A 19,271-nucleotide genomic window follows, 5' to 3' on the forward strand; every position below is an offset into this window, starting at 1 on the left:
TCAGACCTCCTTCATGGGCTTGACCACGCGCACGTAGATGGCGACGATCACGATGACGATGACGAACGCGACGACCGAGAGGGCGCTCGCGACATCGACCTTGTGCTGGTTCTGGATGTACTTGAAGATCATCGTCATGATCGTGTCGGCGTCGTAGCCGGGGATCGATCCGGTCATCACCTTCAGGATCGGCAGCGAGTTGAAGACGTTGATGATGTTGATGAGCACCGCCACGGCGAGGGCGCTGCGCAGCTGCGGGAGCACGACGCCCCAGTACGTGCGGACCGGACCCGCGCCGTCCATCTTGGCCGCCTCGAGCACCTCGCCCGGCACGGTCTGCAGTCCGGCGAGGATCGTGTAGGTCGTGAAGGGCAGCGAGACGAAGATGGCGACGACGATCGACCACGCGAAGGCGGTCGCGGGGTTGCGGGTCCAGCCGTAGCCCTCTGGAGTGTCGACGAGGCCCACGTCGACGAGGAACTTGTTGATGATGCCGAAGTACGGCTCGAGTCCGTAGTAGACGACCATCGTCGTCATCACGACGGATGCCGCCCACGGGATGATCACCGCGAGGCGCACGATGCGCCGCCCGGGGAACGCCTTGTTCAGGATCTGGGCCAGGCCGAGCGAGATGATGACGGTGGCCGCGACGACCACCACGACCCAGATGATCGTGCGGCCGAAGATCGGCCAGAAGTACGGGAACGAGAAGACCTCGATGTAGTTGTCGAGTCCCGCGGAGCCCTTGTCGACACCAGATTGGGAGATGTCGCGCGTGGAGTTGTAGAACATGACCACGGCGGGGTACAGCACCACGCCGAAGATCAGGATCAGGGCGGGCCCGATCCACGGGAGCGCGGCGAGGACGTGGCCCACTCGCGACGGCTTCTTCGGCCGGCGCGGGCCGTCCGGAGAATCGGTCGATTGCTCCCCGGTGCGGGGACGGCCGTCGGCCGCCCCCGCCCGGGTCGATGACACATCTGACGTGGTGCTCATGAGTCGGTGGTCACCGATCCCTCCGGGTAGAACTGTCGGTTCGCTCGTTCAGGCTCAGCCGGCGTCGGCCTGGGCCTGGATCTCGGTCAGCACGTCCTGGGCCGGCTTCGTCTGGAGCTGGCCGAAGAGCGCCTTGAACGCGCCGTCCGTCGCGGACCAGGCGGGGTTGGTGCTCGGGTAGAACTGCGCGTCGGGCAGCACGTCGAGGAACGGCGCGAGCGCCTCCTCGCCGGACAGCGCCTCGGCACCCGACTTCGTGACGGGGAGGAAGCCCTCGGCCTGCACCCACGGCACGTACACGTCGGACGTGTAGTAGTAGTCGAGGAACTTGGTGATCGCGTCCTTCTTGTCGTCGTCGTTCTGGAAGGCCATGAGCTGGTCCATGACGCCGACGGTCATGGGGCTGCCGTCCTGGGTCGGGATCGGGACGATCGAGTAGTCGAGGTCGGGGTTGCCCTCCTCGATCTGGCCCACGGTCGGCGGGAGGCCGACCTGCATGCCGATCTTGCCCTGCACGAAGATGTCCATGAGCGGCGAGCGGTCGGTCGAACCGGGGTCGGCCTGGGTCGCACCGGCGTCGATCATCTTCTTGACCTGCTCGGCGCCCGGGAGGTTCGCCGGGTCGTCGACCGTGATCTCGGTGGCGTCACCGAAGGTTCCGCCGCCGCCCCAGAGCCACACGGCCGCCTCGGCCTGCGCCTCCTCGGATCCGAGCGGCATGCCGTAGCCGGCCACGCCGCCGCCGAGGGCGGAGACCTTCGTGGCCGCGTCGAGCAGCTCGTCCCACGTCTTGGGCGCCTCGGCGACACCGGCCTGCTCGAGCAGCGCGTTGTTCACGAAGAGCGCACGGGCCGATGCGATGAGCGGGAGCGCGTAGGCCGTGCCGTCGACCTCGGCGTTCGCGATGAACGAGTCCTGGAAGTCGGAGAACGTGTCGGCGGACACGACCTCCTCGGCCGGGTAGAGCAGCTCGTCGGCGGCGAAGCCGGCGAAGGGGCCGCCGTTGTAGATGTCGGGTGCCTCGCCGCCCTGGATCTTGGTGGCGATGACGGACTCGAGGTTGTCCCACGACTGGACCTCGAGCTTGACGTCGATGTCGGGGTTGGCCTCCTCGAAGCCGTCGATGACGTCTTCCCACAGGCCCTGGGTCGCATCGGAGTAGCTGGGAACGAGCAGGTCGAGCGTCGTCTCGCCGGATGCGGTGTCGTCGCCGTCGCCGCCGCCGAAGCCGCAGGATGCGAGTGTCATCGATGCGACGGCTGCGATCGCGACCGCCGTGCCGAAGCGCAGTGACTTCTTCATGGATGGATTCCTCACTCTGGTGGGTGGTGCACCGCGCAGGACCAGCTCACGCGACGGCGCGTGCGTTCGGATCGAGCGTCGCGTGCGAAGCACGGGAATGCTGTTTCCTGAACGTTTCTCGGAATAAACGATCAGAACCGTTCACTCGGTGACGAAAACCTACGTCGCTTGCGAGCAGGTCGTCAAGACCCCGTTCTTGATCGTTACTAATTTGTTCAGAAACCTCACAAACCCCGTTGGTTGCACGGATGCTGGTCAAACGTCGCATTGGGCTGATCGTTCGACAGCACATACCGTCATCTGCAATCATTGAGCGATCACACCGCTTCACCGCAAGCCAACCACCCCGTCAGGAGCCGAAGACGTGACCACGACGCCGATCCATCCAGCTGCAGCGCACATGGCGTCGGAGCTCGAATCCCAACCGAGGACCTGGTCCATCGCGGCCGCCCTCACCGACGAGCAGGCCGTGCTGCCCGCTCGCGGCGAGCGCATCGCGGTCATCGGCTGCGGCACCTCCTGGTTCATGGCGCAGTCCTACGCGTGGCTCCGCGAGTCCGGCGGGCACGGCGAGACCGACGCGTTCACCGCGTCCGAGGCCTTCGTCGACCGCGGCTACGACGCGGTCGTCGCGCTCACGCGCTCCGGCACCACGACCGAGGTTTTGCAGGTGGCCGAGCGCCTCAAGGGACGCGTGCGCACCATCGGCGTCATCGGCGACGCGACCTCGCCGCTCGTCGGGCTCGTCGACGATGCGATCACGCTCCCCTTCGCCGACGAGCAGTCCGTCGTGCAGACGAGGTTCGCGACCACCGCGCTCGCCCTCTTCCGCGCATCGCTCGGCGAGGACCTCGGGCGCGCCGTCGCGGACGCCGAGACCGCCCTCGCCGAGGTGCTCGACCCCGCGCTGGTCGACGCCGAGCAGTACTCGTTCCTCGGGCAGGGCTGGTCCGTCGGGCTCGCGCACGAGGCCGCGCTGAAGATGCGCGAGGCCTCGCAGTCCTGGACCGAGTCGTACCCGTCGATGGAGTACCGCCACGGACCCATCGCGATCGCCGCCCCCGGCCGCGTCACGTGGCACTTCGGCGAGGCGCCCGTCGGGCTCGAGGGCGACGTCCTCGCGACGGGCGCACGATTCGAGGCCGGCACGCTCGACCCGATGGCCGAGCTCGTCCGTGCGCAGCGCGTCGCGCTCGCACGTGCGCTCGCGCGCGGCCTCGACCCCGACGCCCCGCGCAACCTCACCCGTTCCGTCATCCTCGACGACTGACGATGGCCGGCGCAGAGGTCTCCGTGCTCGGGCCCGGCCCGGTCGTGCTCGCGTTCGACGTCGGAGGGACCGACACGAAGTCGGCGCTCGTGGACGCCGACGGCCGCCTCCTCGGCCTGCGTCGCACGGCCACGCCCATCGACGGCGCCGCCCCGGCGGCATCCGTGGTGGCCTCGCTGCCCGCCCTCGCCTCCGCACTGCTCGCCGAGCATCCCGGCGTCCGGCCGGAGGCGGTCGGCCTCAGCGTGCCCGGCCTCGTCGACGAGCAGGCCGGCGTCGGCGTCTTCGCCTCGAACTTCGGCTGGCGCGATGCCCCGATCCGGGCGCTCGCCGAAGGGGCCTTCGGCCTCCCGGTCGCATTCGGGCACGACGTCCGCGCCGCGGGCGACGCCGAGCACCGACTGGGCGCGGCCCGCGAGTTCGGCGACGTCATCGTCCTGGCGATCGGCACCGGCATCGCGGGCGCGATCATCCTCGGCGGCCACCCGTACTCCGGCGGCGGCTACGCCGGCGAGATCGGCCACACCCTCGCGGATCCCACCGGCGACCCGTGCACCTGCGGCGCGACCGGATGCCTCGAGACCATCGCCTCGGCAGGCGCGATCGCGAGGCGGTACGCCGCGGCATCCGGTGCCGACGTGGCCGGCTCCCGCGAGGTGCTCGCTGCCGCGGCAGCCGGCGACCAGGTCGCGGCAACCGTCTGGAACGACGCCCTCGACGCCCTGGCCGATGCGCTCGCACGCCTCGCCGCGGTCGTCGCCCCCGAGGCCATCGTCATCGGCGGGGGGCTCTCGCAGGCCGGCGACGACCTGTTCGTCCCGCTCCGCGAGCGCCTCGACGCCCGGCTGAGCTTCCACCGCCGCCCGAAGCTCGTGCAGGCGCGGCTCGGCGATGATGCCGGGCTCCTCGGCACGGCCCTCGCCGCACGGGATCTCGCGAACAGCGCGGCGCCGGCGGAACGGAGCGAGCCGTGATCCTCACCCTCACGCCGAACCCGGCGCTCGACCTCACCTGGGAGGTCGCCGGTCTCCGGCCCGGCAGCACCCACCGCGTCGACGCCGGCGTCGCGCGCGCCGGCGGCAAGGGGCTGAACGTCGCCAGGGTGCTGCACGCGCAGGGCCATGACGTCCTCGCCCTCGCGACCGTCGGCGGGGCATCCGGTGCCGAGTTCGCCGCCGACTTCGAGGCCAGCGGCGTGCCGCACCGGCTGCTGCCCGTCTCCGGCGCGACCAGGCGGAGTGTCGCGATCGTCGACACGGATGCCGCGGAGGCGTCGGTGCTCAACGAGCGCGGCGCTCCCCTCGACGACGACGAGGCGGCGGCGCTGGCCGCGGCGACCCTCCGGCTCGCCCTCGACGCGACCTCGCCCGCACGGGTCGTCGCGATCTCGGGCAGCCTTCCGGACGGCTTCGGCGGTGACCGCGTGACGGCGCTCGTGCGGGACCTCACGGCGGGCGGCGCACGGGTGATCGTCGACACGAGCGGCCCCGCGATGCTCGATGCCGCCCGGGCGGGCGCCTACGCCATGAAGCCCAACGCCGAGGAACTCGCCGCGGCGACCGGCCTCGAGGACCCGGTCGCCGGGGCACGTGTCCTGCTCGAGCACGGGGCGAGACTCGTCGTGGTCTCCCTCGGCGCGGAGGGCCTCATGCTCGTCAGCCGCGCCGAACGGGGCATGCCGATCCGGGCCCGTCTGCCACGCGTGCTGCGGGGCAACGCCACGGGGGCCGGCGACGCCGCCGTCGCCGCGATCGCCGCAGCGCTGCAACTGCCCGTCGACTTCGACGCCGACACGGGCGAGGCTGCGACCGCGCGCCGCGACCTCGCACGTCTCGCGACCGCGTGGTCGGCCTCGGCCGTGCTCGCTCCACTGGCCGGCTCGCTCGCCCGGAACCACCGGGACCTCGAATCCGAGGTGGCCGTGACTCCCCATACCCCGGAGGATCCCGCATGACGCTGACCGCCACCGCCGCCCTGCTCGACGAGGCCGTCGCGGCCGGCCGCGGCATCGGCGCCTTCAATGTGCTGCACCTCGAGACCGCCGAGGCGCTCGTCGCCGCGGCGGAACGCACCGGACTCCCGGTCATCCTGCAGATCTCGGAGAACTGCGTGGCGTACCACGGAAGCCTCGAACCCATCGCACGGGCGACGCTCGCGATCGCCGACGCATCTTCCGCTCGCGTCGCCGTGCACCTGGACCATGCCGAGGACCCCGACCTCGCCCTCCGGGCCATCGACCTCGGCTTCGGCTCCGTGATGTACGACGGCGCGAAGCTCGACGTCGCCGACAACGTCGCGACCACACGGCGGGTCGTCGCGCACGCGACATCCGCCGGGGTGCTGGTCGAGGCCGAGCTCGGCGAGATCGGCGGCAAGGACGGCGCTCACGCACCCGGGGTGCGCACCGACCCCGACGAGGCCTCGAGGTTCGTCGCCGAGACCGGCGTGGGCGCCCTGGCCGTCGCCGTCGGGTCCTCCCACGCCATGGTCGACCGCGTGGCGGCCCTCGACCTCGCGCTCATCGCGCGGCTGCGCGACGCCGTCCCGGTGCCGCTCGTGCTGCACGGCTCGTCGGGCGTGGCGGACGAGCTCATCGTCTCCGGCATCCGCGCGGGCCTCGTGAAGGTCAACGTGTCGACCCACCTGAACGTGCAGTTCACGGGCGCGATCCGCGCCTACCTCGACGCGCACCCGTCGACCGTAGACTCTCGGAAGGTCCTGGCCGCGGGTCGCGACGCCCTCGCCGATGAGGCAGCCAGACTGCTCGACCTCTTCGGATCCACTGGAAAGGATCGCACCGCATGAACCGTGCCGAACGCCTCAGCGCCGTGCTCGACCTGCTCGCCGAGGACAACCAGGTCGAGGTCGAGCAGATCGTCGAGCGGCTGAACGTCTCACCGGCGACCGCTCGCCGCGACCTCGACGCCCTTGCCCAACAGCAGCTGCTCACCCGGACGAGGGGCGGCGCGGTCGCGCACTCGGTCGCCTACGACCTGCCGATCCGCTACAAGAACCAGCAGAACCCCGACGCGAAGTCCGCCATCGCCCGCGCGGCGAGCGCGCTGGTTCCGCGCGGCGCGGTGATCGGGCTCTGCGGCGGCACCACCGCCACGGCCATCGCCGATGCGCTCATGTCGCGGGCCGACATCATGGAGCCGGCCACGGACCCCGGCCTCACCGTCGTCACGAACGCCCTGAACATCGCGATGCAGCTCGCGGTGCGCCCGCAGATCAAGACGGTCGTGACCGGCGGCGTCGTGCACGCACGCTCGTACGAACTGGTCGGGTCCTATGCCGACACCGTGCTCGGGAGCATCACGCTCGACCTGGCCTTCATCGGCGTGAACGCGATCGACGCGGTCGTCGGCCCGACCTCGCACGACGAGCGCGAGGCCGCCGTCAACACGCTCATGGCCTCGCGGGCGACGCACGCGGTGCTCGTCGCCGATGCGTCGAAGATCGACAAGCGCGCGTTCGCGGCGATCGGCCCGCGGCGGCTCTTCACGACCGTCATCACCGATGAGGGGGCGACCCCGGAGCAGCGCCAGCGTCTCGCCGAGTACGGCTTCGACGTTATCGTTGCCTCGTGAGCCACGGCACCACCCTCATCCACTCGGCGCGCCTGATCCGCCCGACCGGGGTCGTCGACGACGCCTGGGTCCGCTTCGGCGACGGTCGGGTGCTCGAGCAGGGCGTGGGGGGCGGATGGCGCACGGGCACTCCGGCCGATGCGACGACGGATGCCGCGGGCGCACTGCTGGCTCCCGGGTTCATCGACCTCCACTGCCACGGCGCGGGCGGGGCGGCCGCCGACGAGGGCACGGAGGCGATCGAGCGCATCCTCGACATCCACACCGCGCACGGCACGACCCGCACCGTGCTCTCGCTCGTGACGGCCGCGGTCGACGACCTCACCGCCCAGTTGCAGGTGATCTCGTCGGTCGCCGCGCGGGATCCGCGCGTGCTCGGCTCGCATCTCGAGGGGCCGTTCCTGGACCGCGAGTTCCGCGGCGCGCACGACCCGCTCCTGCTCAGGGCTGCGGATGCGGCATCCGTCGATCGACTGCTCGACGCGGCAGACGGTTCGCTGCGGCAGATCACGATCGCGCCCGAGCACGAGGGGGCGGTCGACGCGATCGGCCGGTTCACCGAGGCCGGCGTGCGGGTCGCCGTCGGCCACACCGGGGCCGACTTCGACACCTCGCTCGCCGCGTTCGACGCCGGCGCGTCGCTGCTGACGCACGCGTTCAACGGCATGCGCGGCATCCATCACCGTGCCCCCGGACCCGTCGTGGCAGCGATGCGCGCCACGCATGTGACCCTCGAGGTCATCAACGACGGGGTGCACGTGCACCCCGACGTGGTGCGCCTCGCATTCGCGGGCGCTCCCGGCCGCATCGCGCTCATCACGGACGCGATGGCCGCGACCGGTGCCGCCGACGGGCGGTACCTGCTCGGGTCGCTCGAGGTCGACGTGATCGGCGGCGTGGCCAGGCTGGTCGAGGGCGGCTCGATCGCGGGCTCCACGCTGACGCAGGATGTCGCGTTGCGCCAGGCCGTGAACGCCGCCGGGCTCCCGATCGAGCTCGCCGTCGCGGCGCTGACCGAGGTGCCGGCCGCCGCCATCGGTCGCGGTCACGACCTCGGACGCCTGGACGCCGGCTATGCAGCCGATGCGGTGCTCCTGGATGACGCGCTCGCGGTCACGGCCGTCTGGAGTGCCGGCGTGCGGCTGGTCTGACCGGGCCCTCGTCGTCACGACCGATCACGGCGACCGGTCGGGGTGCCGTGCCGGATGAGCGGGTCCGCAGGCGTGTTCCCCTTCGCCTCCGGACCCGCTCCGGGCGACCGGCCACCACCCCCATGGCCGCCAGTCGAGCGAGGCCACCGGAACAGGGTCGGGGTCCCCGTTCCGGCGCCCCAAGGGCTCCACTCGGTCGCCCTCACCTATGAGACGCGTCCAGGTCGGATTCATGACGCGGATTCGCGAGAAATCTGGTGGAATGGGTCGACCCGACCGAGTGGCGTCATGATCCGGCCCGGATCCCGTCTCTCAGTCGGGCTCACCCGAACGACCTGACGCGCTCCGACACCCGAACGCCCGAACACGCCCGAACGCCCGAACACGCCCGAACGCCCGAAGCCCCCGGCCGACCCGAGCCAGAACTCCCGAAGGAGGCGGCATGCCTCGCCTGCGCGAAGCGCCCTCCGCCGACGCGGCGCTCATCGAGCGCGTGCGCCGCGGCGACCGTGCCGCCTACGGCGAGCTCTGGCAGCGCCATGCTCCAGCCGCCCGCACCGTGGCCCGCTCGTACAGTTCGCTGGACCCCGACGACCTCGTGTCCGAGTCGTTCACGCGCATCTACGACATGCTGCTCGCGGGCGGGGGCCCGACGGGTGCGTTCCGGCCCTACCTGTTCACGACGGTTCGCAACACGGCCGCGAGCTGGGGCCGGGCCAGGCACGAGACGACTCTGGACACGCTCGAGTCGTTCGAGGACCCCGCCTCGAACGAGGCGTCGACGCTCGAGGCGCTCGACCGCTCGACGACCGCGCAGGCGTTCCGCTCACTCCCCTCGCGGTGGCAGGAGGTGCTCTGGTACTCGGAGGTCGAGCGGATGACCCCGGCGCAGATCGCGCCGCTGGTCGGCATGAGCGCGAACAGCACCGCCGCGCTCGCCTACCGGGCTCGCGAGGGCCTGCGCCAGGCCTGGATCCGCGCGCACCTCCGCGGTGCGAAGGACGAGCCCGAATGCGACTGGAGCATCGAGCGACTCGGCACGTACACCCGGGGCAAGCTCGGCACGAGGGAGACCGCGCGGCTCGAGGCCCATCTCGACGACTGCGCGCGCTGCACGATCGTCGCCGCCGAGGCGCGCGACGTCGGCTCGCGCCTCGCCCTCGTGCTGCTGCCTCTCGTCGCCGGTGTCGGCGGCGCGACCGCGTACTCGGCCTGGCTCTCGCAGGGCGCGCCCGTGACGAACATGGCACTCGGCGCCGGTGGCGCTGCGGCCGGGGTCGGCGGCAGCGGTGCCGGCACAGGCAGTGCCGGCGGCGCGGGCGCGGGTGCCGGCGGCGCGGGCGGAGGGGGCGCCTCCGCGACGGTCGCAGCGGGCGGTGGCGCGTCCGCCGGAGTCAGCGGCGTCGCGATCGGAGGCGGCATCGGGGTCCTGACCCTCGCCGCGGCAGCCGTGGCCGTGGCCGTCGTGCTGCCGTCGCTGGCTCCCGCCGAAGCGGGCGCACCGCCGGCCGCTGCTGCCGCTGCGGCCGCTGCGGCCGAGGAGTCCAGCACGTCCACCGGATCGGGCGAGGGAGGCGCACCGCCCGAGGGCGCGGTCGTTCCCGCGCCAGTCGCGGAGCTGCCGGGTCCAGACGATGAACCGGTGGCACCGCCGGTCGACGAGCGGCTGCCGGCCGTCGACGAGCCCGACATCCGGGCCGAGCGACCGGCCGAGAGCCCAGCCGAGGTCACGACGCCGCCGGAGCCGTCGGCACCGCCCGTGGGCCCGCAGCCCACCCCGACCCCGACCCCTCCGGCAACGCCGACACCGACCCCGACGCCGACCCCAGCCCCGACGCCCACGCCGACCCCAGCCCCGACGCCGACACCCACCCCAGCCCCGATACCAACGCCCACGCCGACGCCGACACCGACACCGACCCCAACGCCCACGCCGACGCCGACGCCCACCCCAACCCCGACACCCACGCCGGGTCCCGATCCCTTCGACACCGTCGCGCTGCCGCCGACCGTCGACGAGCCCGACACGGCGGGCGGCCTCGTCGACCCCGTCCTCTCGGGCACCGCCGAACCCGGCGCCCGCATCGAGACGACGGTCGGCGGGCGCACGGTCACGACGACCGCAGATGCCGCCGGGCTCTGGAGCGGTGCGTTCACGGGCCTCGCCAGTGGCACGAGCACGCTCGCCGTCACGCAGACCGACGTCGCGGGCAACCGATCCGAACCGACGCTCGTCACCGTCACGCTGGCCAGCCCTCAGCTGGTCATCACCCGCGCCCCGGGCCTGTGGCGCGGCGAGTTCATCGGCGTCCCGAACGCCGTCGTCGAACTGCGCATCGCACGGTTGTTCAGCTTCGAGGTCCTGCTCGACGCGAACGGCCGCGCCGCGGCATCCGGCAACCTGCTCGCGCTGGCCTCGAACTTCGCCGAGGTCAGCGTGCGCTACACCTCCGACGACCGCACGGGTCCGTCATCCGGCATCACCCGGGGCTGATGCGGCGACCCGGTCGCCGGGCTCCCGGTACGCTGGCCGGATGACCTCGGCCGCCGCCCACGAACACCTGAACCACTGGGTCCTGACCCTCAGCTGCATCGACTCCCCCGGCATCGTGCACGCCATCAGCGGTGCGATCGTCGCCGCCCGAGGCAACATCACCGAGAGCCAGCAGTTCGCGAGCCTCGACACCGGCCGCTTCTTCATGCGGGTGCAGATCGAGTCACCGGCGAAGCGCGACGAGCTCGAGGCGGAGCTGCGGCCGGTGACCGAGCGCTGGAGCATGGCCTGGGACCTCGACGAGGTCGGCCGCCCGCTGCGCACGCTCGTGCTGGCCTCGACCGCCGGCCACTGCGTGAACGACCTGCTGTTCCGGCAGCGCGCGGGCCAGCTCCAGATCGAGATCCCGTTGGTGCTCTCGAACCACGGCACGCTCCGAGACCTCGTCGACTTCTACGGCGTGCCCTTCGAGGCGTCCGCGGTCACCTCCCCCGAGTCCAAGGCGGCATTCGAGGCGCGGGTGCTCGAGGCCGTCGACACGCATGCCATCGAGCTCATCGTGCTCGCCCGCTACATGCAGATCCTCTCGCCCGAGCTGTGCGAGGCGCTCGCCGGCCGGTGCATCAACATCCATCACTCGTTCCTCCCGGGGTTCAAGGGCGCGAACCCCTACCGGCAGGCCCACGGCCGCGGCGTCAAGCTCATCGGCGCAACCGCCCACTTCGTCACGAGCGACCTCGACGAGGGCCCCATCATCGAGCAGAACGTCGTGCGCGTCGACCATTCCCGCTCGGTGTCCGAGCTCGTCGCCATCGGCCAGGACGAGGAGAGCCGCACCCTCAGCCAGGCGGTCAAGTGGTTCGCCGAACGACGCGTGCTGCTCGACGGCGCGCGCACGATCATCTTCCGCTGATCACGGTACCGCCGAGCGGTACCCGTGAAACCGGCCGGGGCGGAGCCACGAGCCGGCTCGAAGTAGGCTGGATCCCCGTGAGCACCGCACTGCCTGAGCCCCAGCCCAAGATCGGCCCGAACGACATCCTGCGCTTCCTGCTGGAGCTGTTCGCCTTCGTGAGCCTCGGCATTTGGGGCTTCCTCGCCTTCCCGCTGCCGTGGCCCGGGGTGCTCGTCGGCCTCGGCGCTCCCGCGCTCGCGATCCTGGCTTGGGCGCTCGTGCTCTCCCCGAAGGCGGTCTTCCGCGTCGACGTGTTCGGTCAGGCCCTCGTCGAGATCGTGATCTTCACCTGTGCGGCCATCGGATGGTGGATGCTCGGGCAGCCCGTCGTCGCCATCGTCTTCGCCGTGGTCGCCGCCGTGAGCGGCCTCATCCACGGTCGGCGCCAGCTCGCGGACTAGCCGCCGGCGCTCCGCGGGGTGAACGCCGGACGGCCCCGGGACCTGATGGATCCCGGGGCCGTCCGACTCCGGCTCAGACGGCGACGGCTGCCTCGGCATCGGGCTCCGCAGCGCCTGCGGTGCGGAAGTGCCCGACGACGGACAGCAGCAGTCCGCCGATCGTCCATGCGCCCAGCACGAGCCACGGGAACGTGGCATCGGCAGACGGGAAGTACGAGAGGTCGCGCAACAGGGTCGCGGCCGCTCCCGGCGGGAACCACTGCCCGACCTCGCCCCACGGCGCCACCAGGAACTCCTTCGGGGCGTTGGCGCTGGAGAGCGGGTTCGCGAAGAGCAGCATCACGAGCGGCCCGAAGGCGATGCCCGCCCGACCGATGAGGGCGACGAACCCCGTGATGGGCGCGGCGATGGCCATGAGCGCCAGGCCCAGGGCCGCGGCATCCACCCAGTACCCGCCCTGGAGCGCGCCGAACCAGCCGCCGAGCACGGCCGAGAGCACGAGGCCGCCCACCGCGCCGTACACGACGACCGCGAACACCCGACGGAGCGCGCCGATCACGAGGAACGAGATCGCGATGCCGCCGATCATGCCGCCGAGCACGAGCGGGAAGATCGACGTGGCGATACCGGTGCCGCGCGGGTCGCTCTCGGCGAGCGGGACCACGTCGGTCACGACGACCTCCACGGCTGGGGGTGCCTGGGCCCCCGCGGCCGCCGCTGCGGCCTGGACCTGCGCGTTGAGCCCCTCCTCGAGGTTCCCGGCGATGCCCGTGAGCAGCTGCGCCACGACGGTGCTGCCGCCCGATGCGACGAGCACCTCGGGCTCCGCCCCGAGGATGACCGCGCCGTAGACCTCGCGATGCTCGATCGCGTCGACCGCGGCGGAGCGGTCGTCGACCGTCGTGAGCTCGATGGCTCCGTCGGCCTTCTGGTCGATCGCCTGCGACGCGGCATCCACCGCATCCTGGGGTCCGGCGATGGCCACCGGCAGATCCTTGGGCTCAGCCGTCACGGTCGGCCATGAGAACGCCAGCACGATCACGCCGAGCAGGGCGACGAGCGCCACTGCGATCACCGCGACGCGCAGCAGCGGCGTGTGCATCTTCATCGCGTCCGGATGCGACATGATTCCTCCTAAAAACGAATGTTCGTTCTTTATTATGCGCCCGGCGCCTATGCTTGTCAAAGAACTCCCGTTCGGTTTCAGGAGGAGCGTGAATGCCCAAGGTCACGGATGCCCATCGCGCCGCACGGCGCGATGAGATCATCGATGCCGCGCTTCGCTGCTTCAGCGAGCGCGGCATCCAGCGGACGTCGATGGCCGACATCATCGACGCGTCGGGGCTGTCGGCAGGCGCGATCTACGGCCATTTCGCCGGCAAGAAGGAGCTCTTCGCCGCGACGGCCGAGCGCGTCCTCAGCGCACGGACGGCCGAGGTCGAGGACCTCCGCCATGCCGGCGTCGTCCCGTCACCCGGCGAACTCATGGCCACGGTCCTACGCGGCATCGACCGGGAACCCTTCAGCCACGTCATCGTGCAACTGTGGGGCGACGCCGCCGCCGATCCCGAGATCCGCGCGCTCGTGCAGGGCGTGTTCGCTCGCCTGCGCGGCATGATCGAGGCGAACCTCCTCGCCTGGGCGGTGGCGAATCCCGACCGCATCGAGGGGTCCGCCGAGGCATGGGCGAGGTCCGTCGCGCCCGCGGTGCTCGGTCTCGGGCCCGGCTTCCTGCTGCAGCGTGCCGTCATCGACGACTTCGACGCGGAGGGCTACATCCGCGCAGTGACGAGCCTGCTCCCCCGCTGACGCGGGAAGGCCGAAGCGGGAAGGCCGACCCAGCGGGGACGGCCGGGCTCAGCTCAGATGCCCTGCCACGCGGGCTTGTTGTCCCAGGCATGGCGGTAGTACGCCAGGTTCTCGAGCTTCGAGGCCGCGGCCTCGTCGACGATCACGGTCGTGTGCGGGTGCAGCTGCACGGCCGAGCCGGGCTGGCTCGCCGTGACCGGCCCCTCGACGGCGGCGGCGATCGCCTGCGCCTTGGCCTCCCCGAAGGCGAGCAGCACGAGGTGCCTGGCCCGCAGGATCGTGCCGATGCCCTGCGTGATGCAGTGCATCGGCACGTCCTCGGGCGACTCGAAGAACCGGGCGTTGTCGGCGCGGGTGGGCGCGGTGAGCGTCTTGACCCTGGTCAGTGAGGCGAGGGAGGAACCGGGCTCGTTGAACCCGATGTGCCCGGTGCGTCCGATGCCGAGGATCTGCAGGTCGACGCCACCGGCGGCGGTGATCGCCGCCTCGTAGTCGGCGCCGGCGTGCTCGACCGTCACGGGGTCGCCGTTGGGCACGCGCACGAGTTCGGGCGTGAGCCCCAGGGGTTCGACGACCTCGCGCGTGATGACGGCCCGATAGCTCTCGGGGTGGCCGGCCGGCAGCCCCACGTACTCGTCGAGCGCGAATCCGCGCACCCCGCGAACGTCGATGGCGTCATCGCCGATGCGGGTCGCCAGCGCACGATACGTGGCCAAGGGGGTCGACCCGGTGGCGAGTCCGAGCACGGCATCGGGCTTGCGACGGATGAGCGAGACGATCGCGTCGGCGACGAGCGCGCCCGCGGCGTGCTCGTCGGCGACGACTACGAGTTCTGCCATGAAGGTTCTCCTACCAGCGCAGCGCCCACGGCGGCGGCCGGGAATCCGAGGGGAATGACCTGCACGCGCTGTGCGAGATCGGTCGAGGCGAGGAACGCGGAATCCTTCGCCCACTCGTTCAGGATACGGCGTACGCCGAGCAGGAGCGGTTCCCCGAGCGCCGCGAGTCCCCCGCCGATGACGATGTCGTCGACGTCGGTCGTCAGGGCGAGCAGCCGGACCGCGGATGCCGCGCCGCGGAGGAACTGCTCGCGAACGTCGACGGCATGGGCCTCGCCTGCCTCGGCGAGGTCGAAGAGCTCGCGTGCGGGAAGCGGATGCTCGGTGGGCCACATCCGGGCGATCGCCGAACCCGACGCCACGGTCTCGAGGCAGCCGCGCTGTCCGCAGGTGCAGCGCACGCCCGCGGGATCGACGGGGATGTGGCCGATCTCGCCGGCGACGCCGTGGCCGCCGCGCAGGAGTTCGCCGTCGAGCACGATGCCGGCGGCGAGGCCCGTCCCGAGGTTGAGGTAGGCCATCGAGTGCGCGGTGACGCCGTCCGCGACGCCGAGGAGGTGATGCGCGCCGAGCGCGGCCGCCTTCACGTCGTTCTCCACGCGCACCTCGACCCCGAGCTCGTCGGACAGCTTCGGGCCGAGGTCCAGCCCCTCGAGCCCGAGGTTGACCGCATGCTCGACGCGGCCGGTGGCGGTGTCGACGGCGCCGGGGATCCCGATGCCGATGGAGTCGAACGCGGACGCCTCGACGCCGGCGAGCTCGCTCATGCGCCGCACGACCTGCCGCGCCGTCGAGAGCACCGCGGGTCCGCCGAAGCCGGTCGGGAGGCGGACGAGGTCGCTCAGCTCGCCGTCGGCGCCGATCGCGACGGCGGCGGTCTTCGTGCCGCCGATGTCGATGCCGAGCCTCATGCCGCGTCCACCGGGGCGCGTGCGAGCCGGCCCAGCGAGGAGCCCACGAAGGAGAGGAGGGCACGGCCGAGGAGGCGGCTGGCCCCGAAGGTCGCGATGTCGGCGTACGCCCGGTCGTTCGATGGCCATCCCATGTCGACGGTCACCACGTCGTCGCGCCCGGCCCGGAGGCGGTCGATCGCGTCGACGGCGAACGGATGGCGGTGCAGGTCCTTGCCCACGACGAGGACCGGTCCGGTCAGCTCACGGGCCTCGTCGAGCAGGTGCTCCCGGGAGACCGCCACCAGGTCCGCGTCGCCGAACCAGGCGGGCGCGTCGTCGACCGAGGACGCCGCGAACGGACCCCAGGGGGCCACGCCGACGGCGATGTTCGCGACGGTGTCGATGCGGACGACCGTGCCGATGCGTTCCGCGAGGGCGAGGCGCGTGCGCGCAGCATCCGACACCTCGAAGGATGCCGCGAGGACGGCGACCTCGTCCTCGTGGTGGGCGGGCTCGATCCCGCCCACCGCCGAGGGGAGCTCGGGGACATCGGCGCTCAGTGCGCGCACGCGCCCGGCGGCCTCGCGGATCCGCTCGGCCGGGATGCGCCCGACCGCGATCGCGGCCTCGACGGCGCCGATGATCTCGTCCATCTGCGCATCCGTGTTCTCGGAGCCGATGCAGAGCAGGTCGCAACCGGCGGCGAGGGCGCGCACGGCAGCCTCAGGGATGCCGTGCACGCCGCTCGCCCCCTTCATGTCGAGGGCATCGCTGACGATGACGCCCTCGAACCCCAATTCCTCGCGGAGCAGGCCTTGCAGGATGCGAGGAGAGAGGGTGGCCGGATTCTCCGCGTCGAGCTGCGGAAGCAGGAGGTGGCTGGTCATGATCGTGCGCGTCCCCGCCGCGATGGCGGCCCGGAACGGCACGAGTTCGCGGTCCCGGAGGACCTCGATCGGCTCGTCGACGACGGGGAGCGCGAGGTGCGAGTCCGTCGCCGTGTCGCCATGCCCCGGGAAGTGCTTCGCACTCGCGGCGATGCCGGTGGACTGCACGCCCCGCACCCACGCCGACGTGTGCCTGGCGACGAGTTCGGGGTCGGTTCCGAAGCTCCGAACGCCGATCACGGGGTTGTCGGGGTTCGAGTTCACGTCGACGTCGGGGGCGAAGGTCACCGTGCAGCCGGTCGCGGCGAGGGCACGGCCGACCTCACGGGCGACCCGCTCGGTCAGCTCGGTCTCGTCGAGGCGGCCGAGGACCGCGTTGCCCGGATAGGGCGCGCCGCGGTCGTAGAAGAGGCGGGTGACGTCGCCGCCCTCCTCGTCGATGGCGACCACGGCGAGCGGGTTCGCGCCGCGGAGGCTCGAGTTCAGCGCGAGCAGTTGCTCGGCGTCGACGATGTTCGGCCCGAAGACGCAGATGCCTCCGAGGCCGTCGCGGAGCCGGGCCAGCAGCCACTCGGGCGCCGCCGTACCGGCGAACCCCGGGAGCAGGGTCGTGTGGATGTCCCGACGCAGCCCGGATGCCGCGTCGGTGTGGTGCGGCTCGTTCATCCCTTGACGGCTCCGCTCACGAGCCCGCCGGTCATGCGGCCCTGCACGAAGAGGAAGAAGATCACGACGGGGAGCGCGATGAGCGTGGAACCGGCCATGACGGCGCCCCAGTTCGTCGCCTCGGTCGCCGACTGGAAGGAGTTCAGCCACGGCGGCAGCGTGAGGTTGTAGCCCTTCATGAGCAGGAGGGCCATCGTGAACTCGTTCCAGCTCTGGATGAAGGCGAAGATACCGGTGGACACCAGGCCCGGTGCGAGCAGCGGGAACGTGACCTTCCAGAATGCCTGCGCCTTGGTGCAGCCGTCGATCTGCGCCGCCTCTTCGAGGTCGGCCGGGACACCGGCGACGAAGCCGCGGAGCGTCCAGATGGTGAAGGGCACGACGGATGCGAGGTGCACGATGAACAGCCCGACCAGGGTGTTCATGAGACGCCAGTCGTCGACCATGTTGTAGATCGTGAACATCATCGCCTCGCCGGGCACCATCTGCACGACGAGCACGCTCACGATGAAGACGTAGCGGCCCCGGAAGGCGAAGCGGGCGATCGCGATCGACGCGAGGAAGGCGAAGAGGGCGCAGACGACCACGACGGCGAGCGCCACCGTGAGGCTGGATGCCAGCGCGTGCGGGAAGTCGGTCTGGCCGGGTGCGGCTTCACGCGTCCACGCGGTCACGTAGTTCTTCATCGTGAACTCGAACGGGAAGAAGCTCGGCGTGCGGCTGATGATCTGGTTCGACGGGGTGAACGACATGTTCACCATCCAGTAGACCGGGAAGACCGAGCACAGGAACACGAGGATCGCGACGGTGTTGACGACGACCTTGGGCGCACGACGGCGGTGCGTGCGGCGCGCCTTCTGCGGGCCGGGCGTCATGCGTCCGGGGGTCTCGGCGAGCTGGACGGCGGGAGAGATCTGCGTGGTCACGCTTCCTCCTCCTTCAGGCTGGAACGGACGTTGTAGTAGGAGATGCCCATGAGGAGGATGACCATGAACACGCCGATGGCGGCGGTCACACCGAACTCGCCGAGCCCCTGGCGGAACAGGTAGGTGCCGAGCACGTTCGTCTCGGAGGCGAGTCCGCCCTGCTGCTGCAGGGCGTAGACCTGCGTGAAGATGCGGAGGTTCCAGATGGTCTCGAGCACGATCACCGCCGTCACGACATTGCGGAGGTAGGGCATGACGATGAGCCGGAAGCGCTGCCAGGCGTTGGCGCCGTCGAGCTGCGAGGCCTCGAGGACCTCGTCGGGCACCTGGCCGAGACCCGCGTAGAGCGTGAACGCGGCGAACGGGATGCCCTGCCACACCACGATGATGATCAGGACCATGAAGAAGGAGAGCGGATCGGCGAGCCAGCCGTGCCCGCGGAAGTCCTGGGTGCCGGTGATGGTGTTCAGCAGCCAGTTGACGACGCCGTAATCGGTGTCGAAGATCCAGCCGAAGACCACGGTCGCCGACAGGGGCGGCATCGCCCAGGCGAGCAGCAGGCCGACGGAGACGAGGAGCCTCCAGCCCTTGGTGAGCCGCAGCATCAGCAGGGCGAGCAGCATGCCGCCGCCGACGATGAGCACGGTCAGGATGACCATGAGGGTCAGGCTTCGCACGAGCACGGCCGGGAAGTCGGACTTCGTGAAGACCTCGACGTAGTTGTCGAAGCCGACGAAGTTCGCCGGGGTGCCGAGCATCTTGTTCTTGATCTCGAGATCGGTGAACGAGGTGACGAACATGAGGATGGTCGGGTAGACGACCATGACGACGAGCAGGATGATGCTGGGGGCGAGCAGCATCCACGGCGCGAACGGGAACTTCCGCTTCTTCGGACCGCGTGCTGCGGGGGCGTCGGGTTTCGGAGGGCGGGGACCGGGCGTGCGCGGCGCTGCGTCGTGTTCCGTGAGGGTTGCGCTCATCGGCTGCTCCTCGGGTGGTTCGCGGCGGACCGCGGTGGGACTGATGGTACGCCGGTCGTGGGGCGATCCCGGCAGGGGAACGGGGGGCGGAGCTGTGTGGGACTCCGCCCCC

At 71.3% G+C, this 19,271-nt stretch carries 18 protein-coding genes; 10 read left to right on the top strand and 8 right to left on the bottom strand.

Annotated elements, in window-relative coordinates:
- Window positions 1-876 (bottom strand): carbohydrate ABC transporter permease, encoded by an 876-nt coding sequence (locus GQQ95_RS09150; protein WP_246205335.1) that lies wholly within the window; start codon window positions 874-876, stop codon window positions 1-3.
- A 174-nt stretch (window positions 877-1,050) separates the two neighbouring features.
- Window positions 1,051-2,298 carry an extracellular solute-binding protein gene (locus GQQ95_RS09155; protein WP_157427362.1) on the bottom strand — a complete coding sequence of 416 codons (1,248 nt, stop codon included), beginning with the start codon at window positions 2,296-2,298 and terminating at the stop codon, window positions 1,051-1,053.
- 400 nt (window positions 2,299-2,698) lie between these two features.
- Here GQQ95_RS09155 and GQQ95_RS09160 point away from each other — a divergent pair, with 400 nt between their 5' ends.
- From GQQ95_RS09160 to GQQ95_RS09200, 9 genes are all read left to right on the top strand, one after another.
- Complete coding sequence (locus tag GQQ95_RS09160; RefSeq protein ID WP_157427454.1) at window positions 2,699-3,568, top strand: SIS domain-containing protein; 870 nt, start codon at window positions 2,699-2,701, stop codon at window positions 3,566-3,568.
- 2 nt (window positions 3,569-3,570) lie between these two features.
- The gene (locus GQQ95_RS09165) at window positions 3,571-4,542 is read left to right on the top strand and encodes an ROK family protein (protein WP_157427363.1); all 972 of its coding nucleotides are present in this window, start codon (window positions 3,571-3,573) and stop codon (window positions 4,540-4,542) included.
- Window positions 4,539-5,522 carry a 1-phosphofructokinase family hexose kinase gene (locus GQQ95_RS09170; RefSeq protein WP_157427364.1) on the top strand — a complete coding sequence of 328 codons (984 nt, stop codon included), beginning with the start codon at window positions 4,539-4,541 and terminating at the stop codon, window positions 5,520-5,522. Before GQQ95_RS09165 ends, GQQ95_RS09170 begins: the two co-directional genes overlap by 4 nt.
- Entirely contained in the window at window positions 5,519-6,373 is an 855-nt protein-coding gene (locus GQQ95_RS09175; protein WP_157427365.1) for a class II fructose-bisphosphate aldolase, read from the top strand. Before GQQ95_RS09170 ends, GQQ95_RS09175 begins: the two co-directional genes overlap by 4 nt.
- Window positions 6,370-7,158, top strand: a complete 789-nt coding sequence (locus GQQ95_RS09180; RefSeq protein WP_157427366.1) for a DeoR/GlpR family DNA-binding transcription regulator — start codon at window positions 6,370-6,372, stop codon at window positions 7,156-7,158. The genes GQQ95_RS09175 and GQQ95_RS09180 overlap by 4 nt, the downstream gene beginning before the upstream one ends.
- Entirely contained in the window at window positions 7,155-8,309 is a 1,155-nt protein-coding gene (locus GQQ95_RS09185) for an N-acetylglucosamine-6-phosphate deacetylase (RefSeq protein ID WP_157427367.1), read from the top strand. Before GQQ95_RS09180 ends, GQQ95_RS09185 begins: the two co-directional genes overlap by 4 nt.
- A 442-nt stretch (window positions 8,310-8,751) precedes the next feature.
- Entirely contained in the window at window positions 8,752-10,803 is a 2,052-nt protein-coding gene (locus tag GQQ95_RS09190) for a sigma-70 family RNA polymerase sigma factor (protein ID WP_157427368.1), read from the top strand.
- Window positions 10,804-10,843: 40 nt separating this feature from the next.
- The gene (purU, locus tag GQQ95_RS09195; protein WP_157427369.1) at window positions 10,844-11,716 is read left to right on the top strand and encodes a formyltetrahydrofolate deformylase; all 873 of its coding nucleotides are present in this window, start codon (window positions 10,844-10,846) and stop codon (window positions 11,714-11,716) included.
- Window positions 11,717-11,793: 77 nt separating this feature from the next.
- Window positions 11,794-12,159 (top strand): YrdB family protein, encoded by a 366-nt coding sequence (locus GQQ95_RS09200; protein ID WP_246205338.1) that lies wholly within the window; start codon window positions 11,794-11,796, stop codon window positions 12,157-12,159.
- Window positions 12,160-12,232: 73 nt separating this feature from the next.
- Here the strand turns inward: GQQ95_RS09200 and GQQ95_RS09205 are convergent, their stop codons facing one another.
- On the bottom strand, window positions 12,233-13,285 hold the full coding sequence (locus GQQ95_RS09205) for a hypothetical protein (protein WP_157427370.1): 1,053 nt from the start codon (window positions 13,283-13,285) through the stop codon (window positions 12,233-12,235).
- A 92-nt stretch (window positions 13,286-13,377) separates the two neighbouring features.
- On the opposite strand from GQQ95_RS09205, the gene GQQ95_RS09210 reads away from it, so the two are divergent.
- Window positions 13,378-13,968 (top strand): TetR/AcrR family transcriptional regulator, encoded by a 591-nt coding sequence (locus tag GQQ95_RS09210; protein WP_157427371.1) that lies wholly within the window; start codon window positions 13,378-13,380, stop codon window positions 13,966-13,968.
- A gap of 53 nt (window positions 13,969-14,021) precedes the next feature.
- On the opposite strand, the gene GQQ95_RS09215 is transcribed toward GQQ95_RS09210, so the two are convergent.
- Genes GQQ95_RS09215 through GQQ95_RS09235 form a run of 5 tightly spaced genes read right to left on the bottom strand, consistent with a single transcriptional unit; the run spans window position 14,022 to window position 19,159 of the window.
- On the bottom strand, window positions 14,022-14,807 hold the full coding sequence (locus GQQ95_RS09215; protein WP_157427372.1) for a glucosamine-6-phosphate deaminase: 786 nt from the start codon (window positions 14,805-14,807) through the stop codon (window positions 14,022-14,024).
- Window positions 14,792-15,718 (bottom strand): ROK family protein, encoded by a 927-nt coding sequence (locus GQQ95_RS09220; protein WP_157427373.1) that lies wholly within the window; start codon window positions 15,716-15,718, stop codon window positions 14,792-14,794. The genes GQQ95_RS09215 and GQQ95_RS09220 overlap by 16 nt, the downstream gene beginning before the upstream one ends.
- Window positions 15,715-17,253, bottom strand: a complete 1,539-nt coding sequence (locus tag GQQ95_RS09225) for a glycoside hydrolase family 3 protein (RefSeq protein WP_157427374.1) — start codon at window positions 17,251-17,253, stop codon at window positions 15,715-15,717. The genes GQQ95_RS09220 and GQQ95_RS09225 overlap by 4 nt, the downstream gene beginning before the upstream one ends.
- Complete coding sequence (locus tag GQQ95_RS09230; RefSeq protein ID WP_157427375.1) at window positions 17,250-18,179, bottom strand: carbohydrate ABC transporter permease; 930 nt, start codon at window positions 18,177-18,179, stop codon at window positions 17,250-17,252. The genes GQQ95_RS09225 and GQQ95_RS09230 overlap by 4 nt, the downstream gene beginning before the upstream one ends.
- A complete protein-coding gene (locus GQQ95_RS09235; protein ID WP_157427376.1) occupies window positions 18,176-19,159 on the bottom strand; it encodes a carbohydrate ABC transporter permease in 984 nt (327 codons plus the stop codon). Before GQQ95_RS09235 ends, GQQ95_RS09230 begins: the two co-directional genes overlap by 4 nt.
- Window positions 19,160-19,271 lie beyond the last annotated feature (112 nt).

It is taken from the genome of Agromyces salentinus (assembly GCF_009749395.1).
In the GTDB taxonomy this organism is placed as follows: domain Bacteria; phylum Actinomycetota; class Actinomycetes; order Actinomycetales; family Microbacteriaceae; genus Agromyces; species Agromyces salentinus.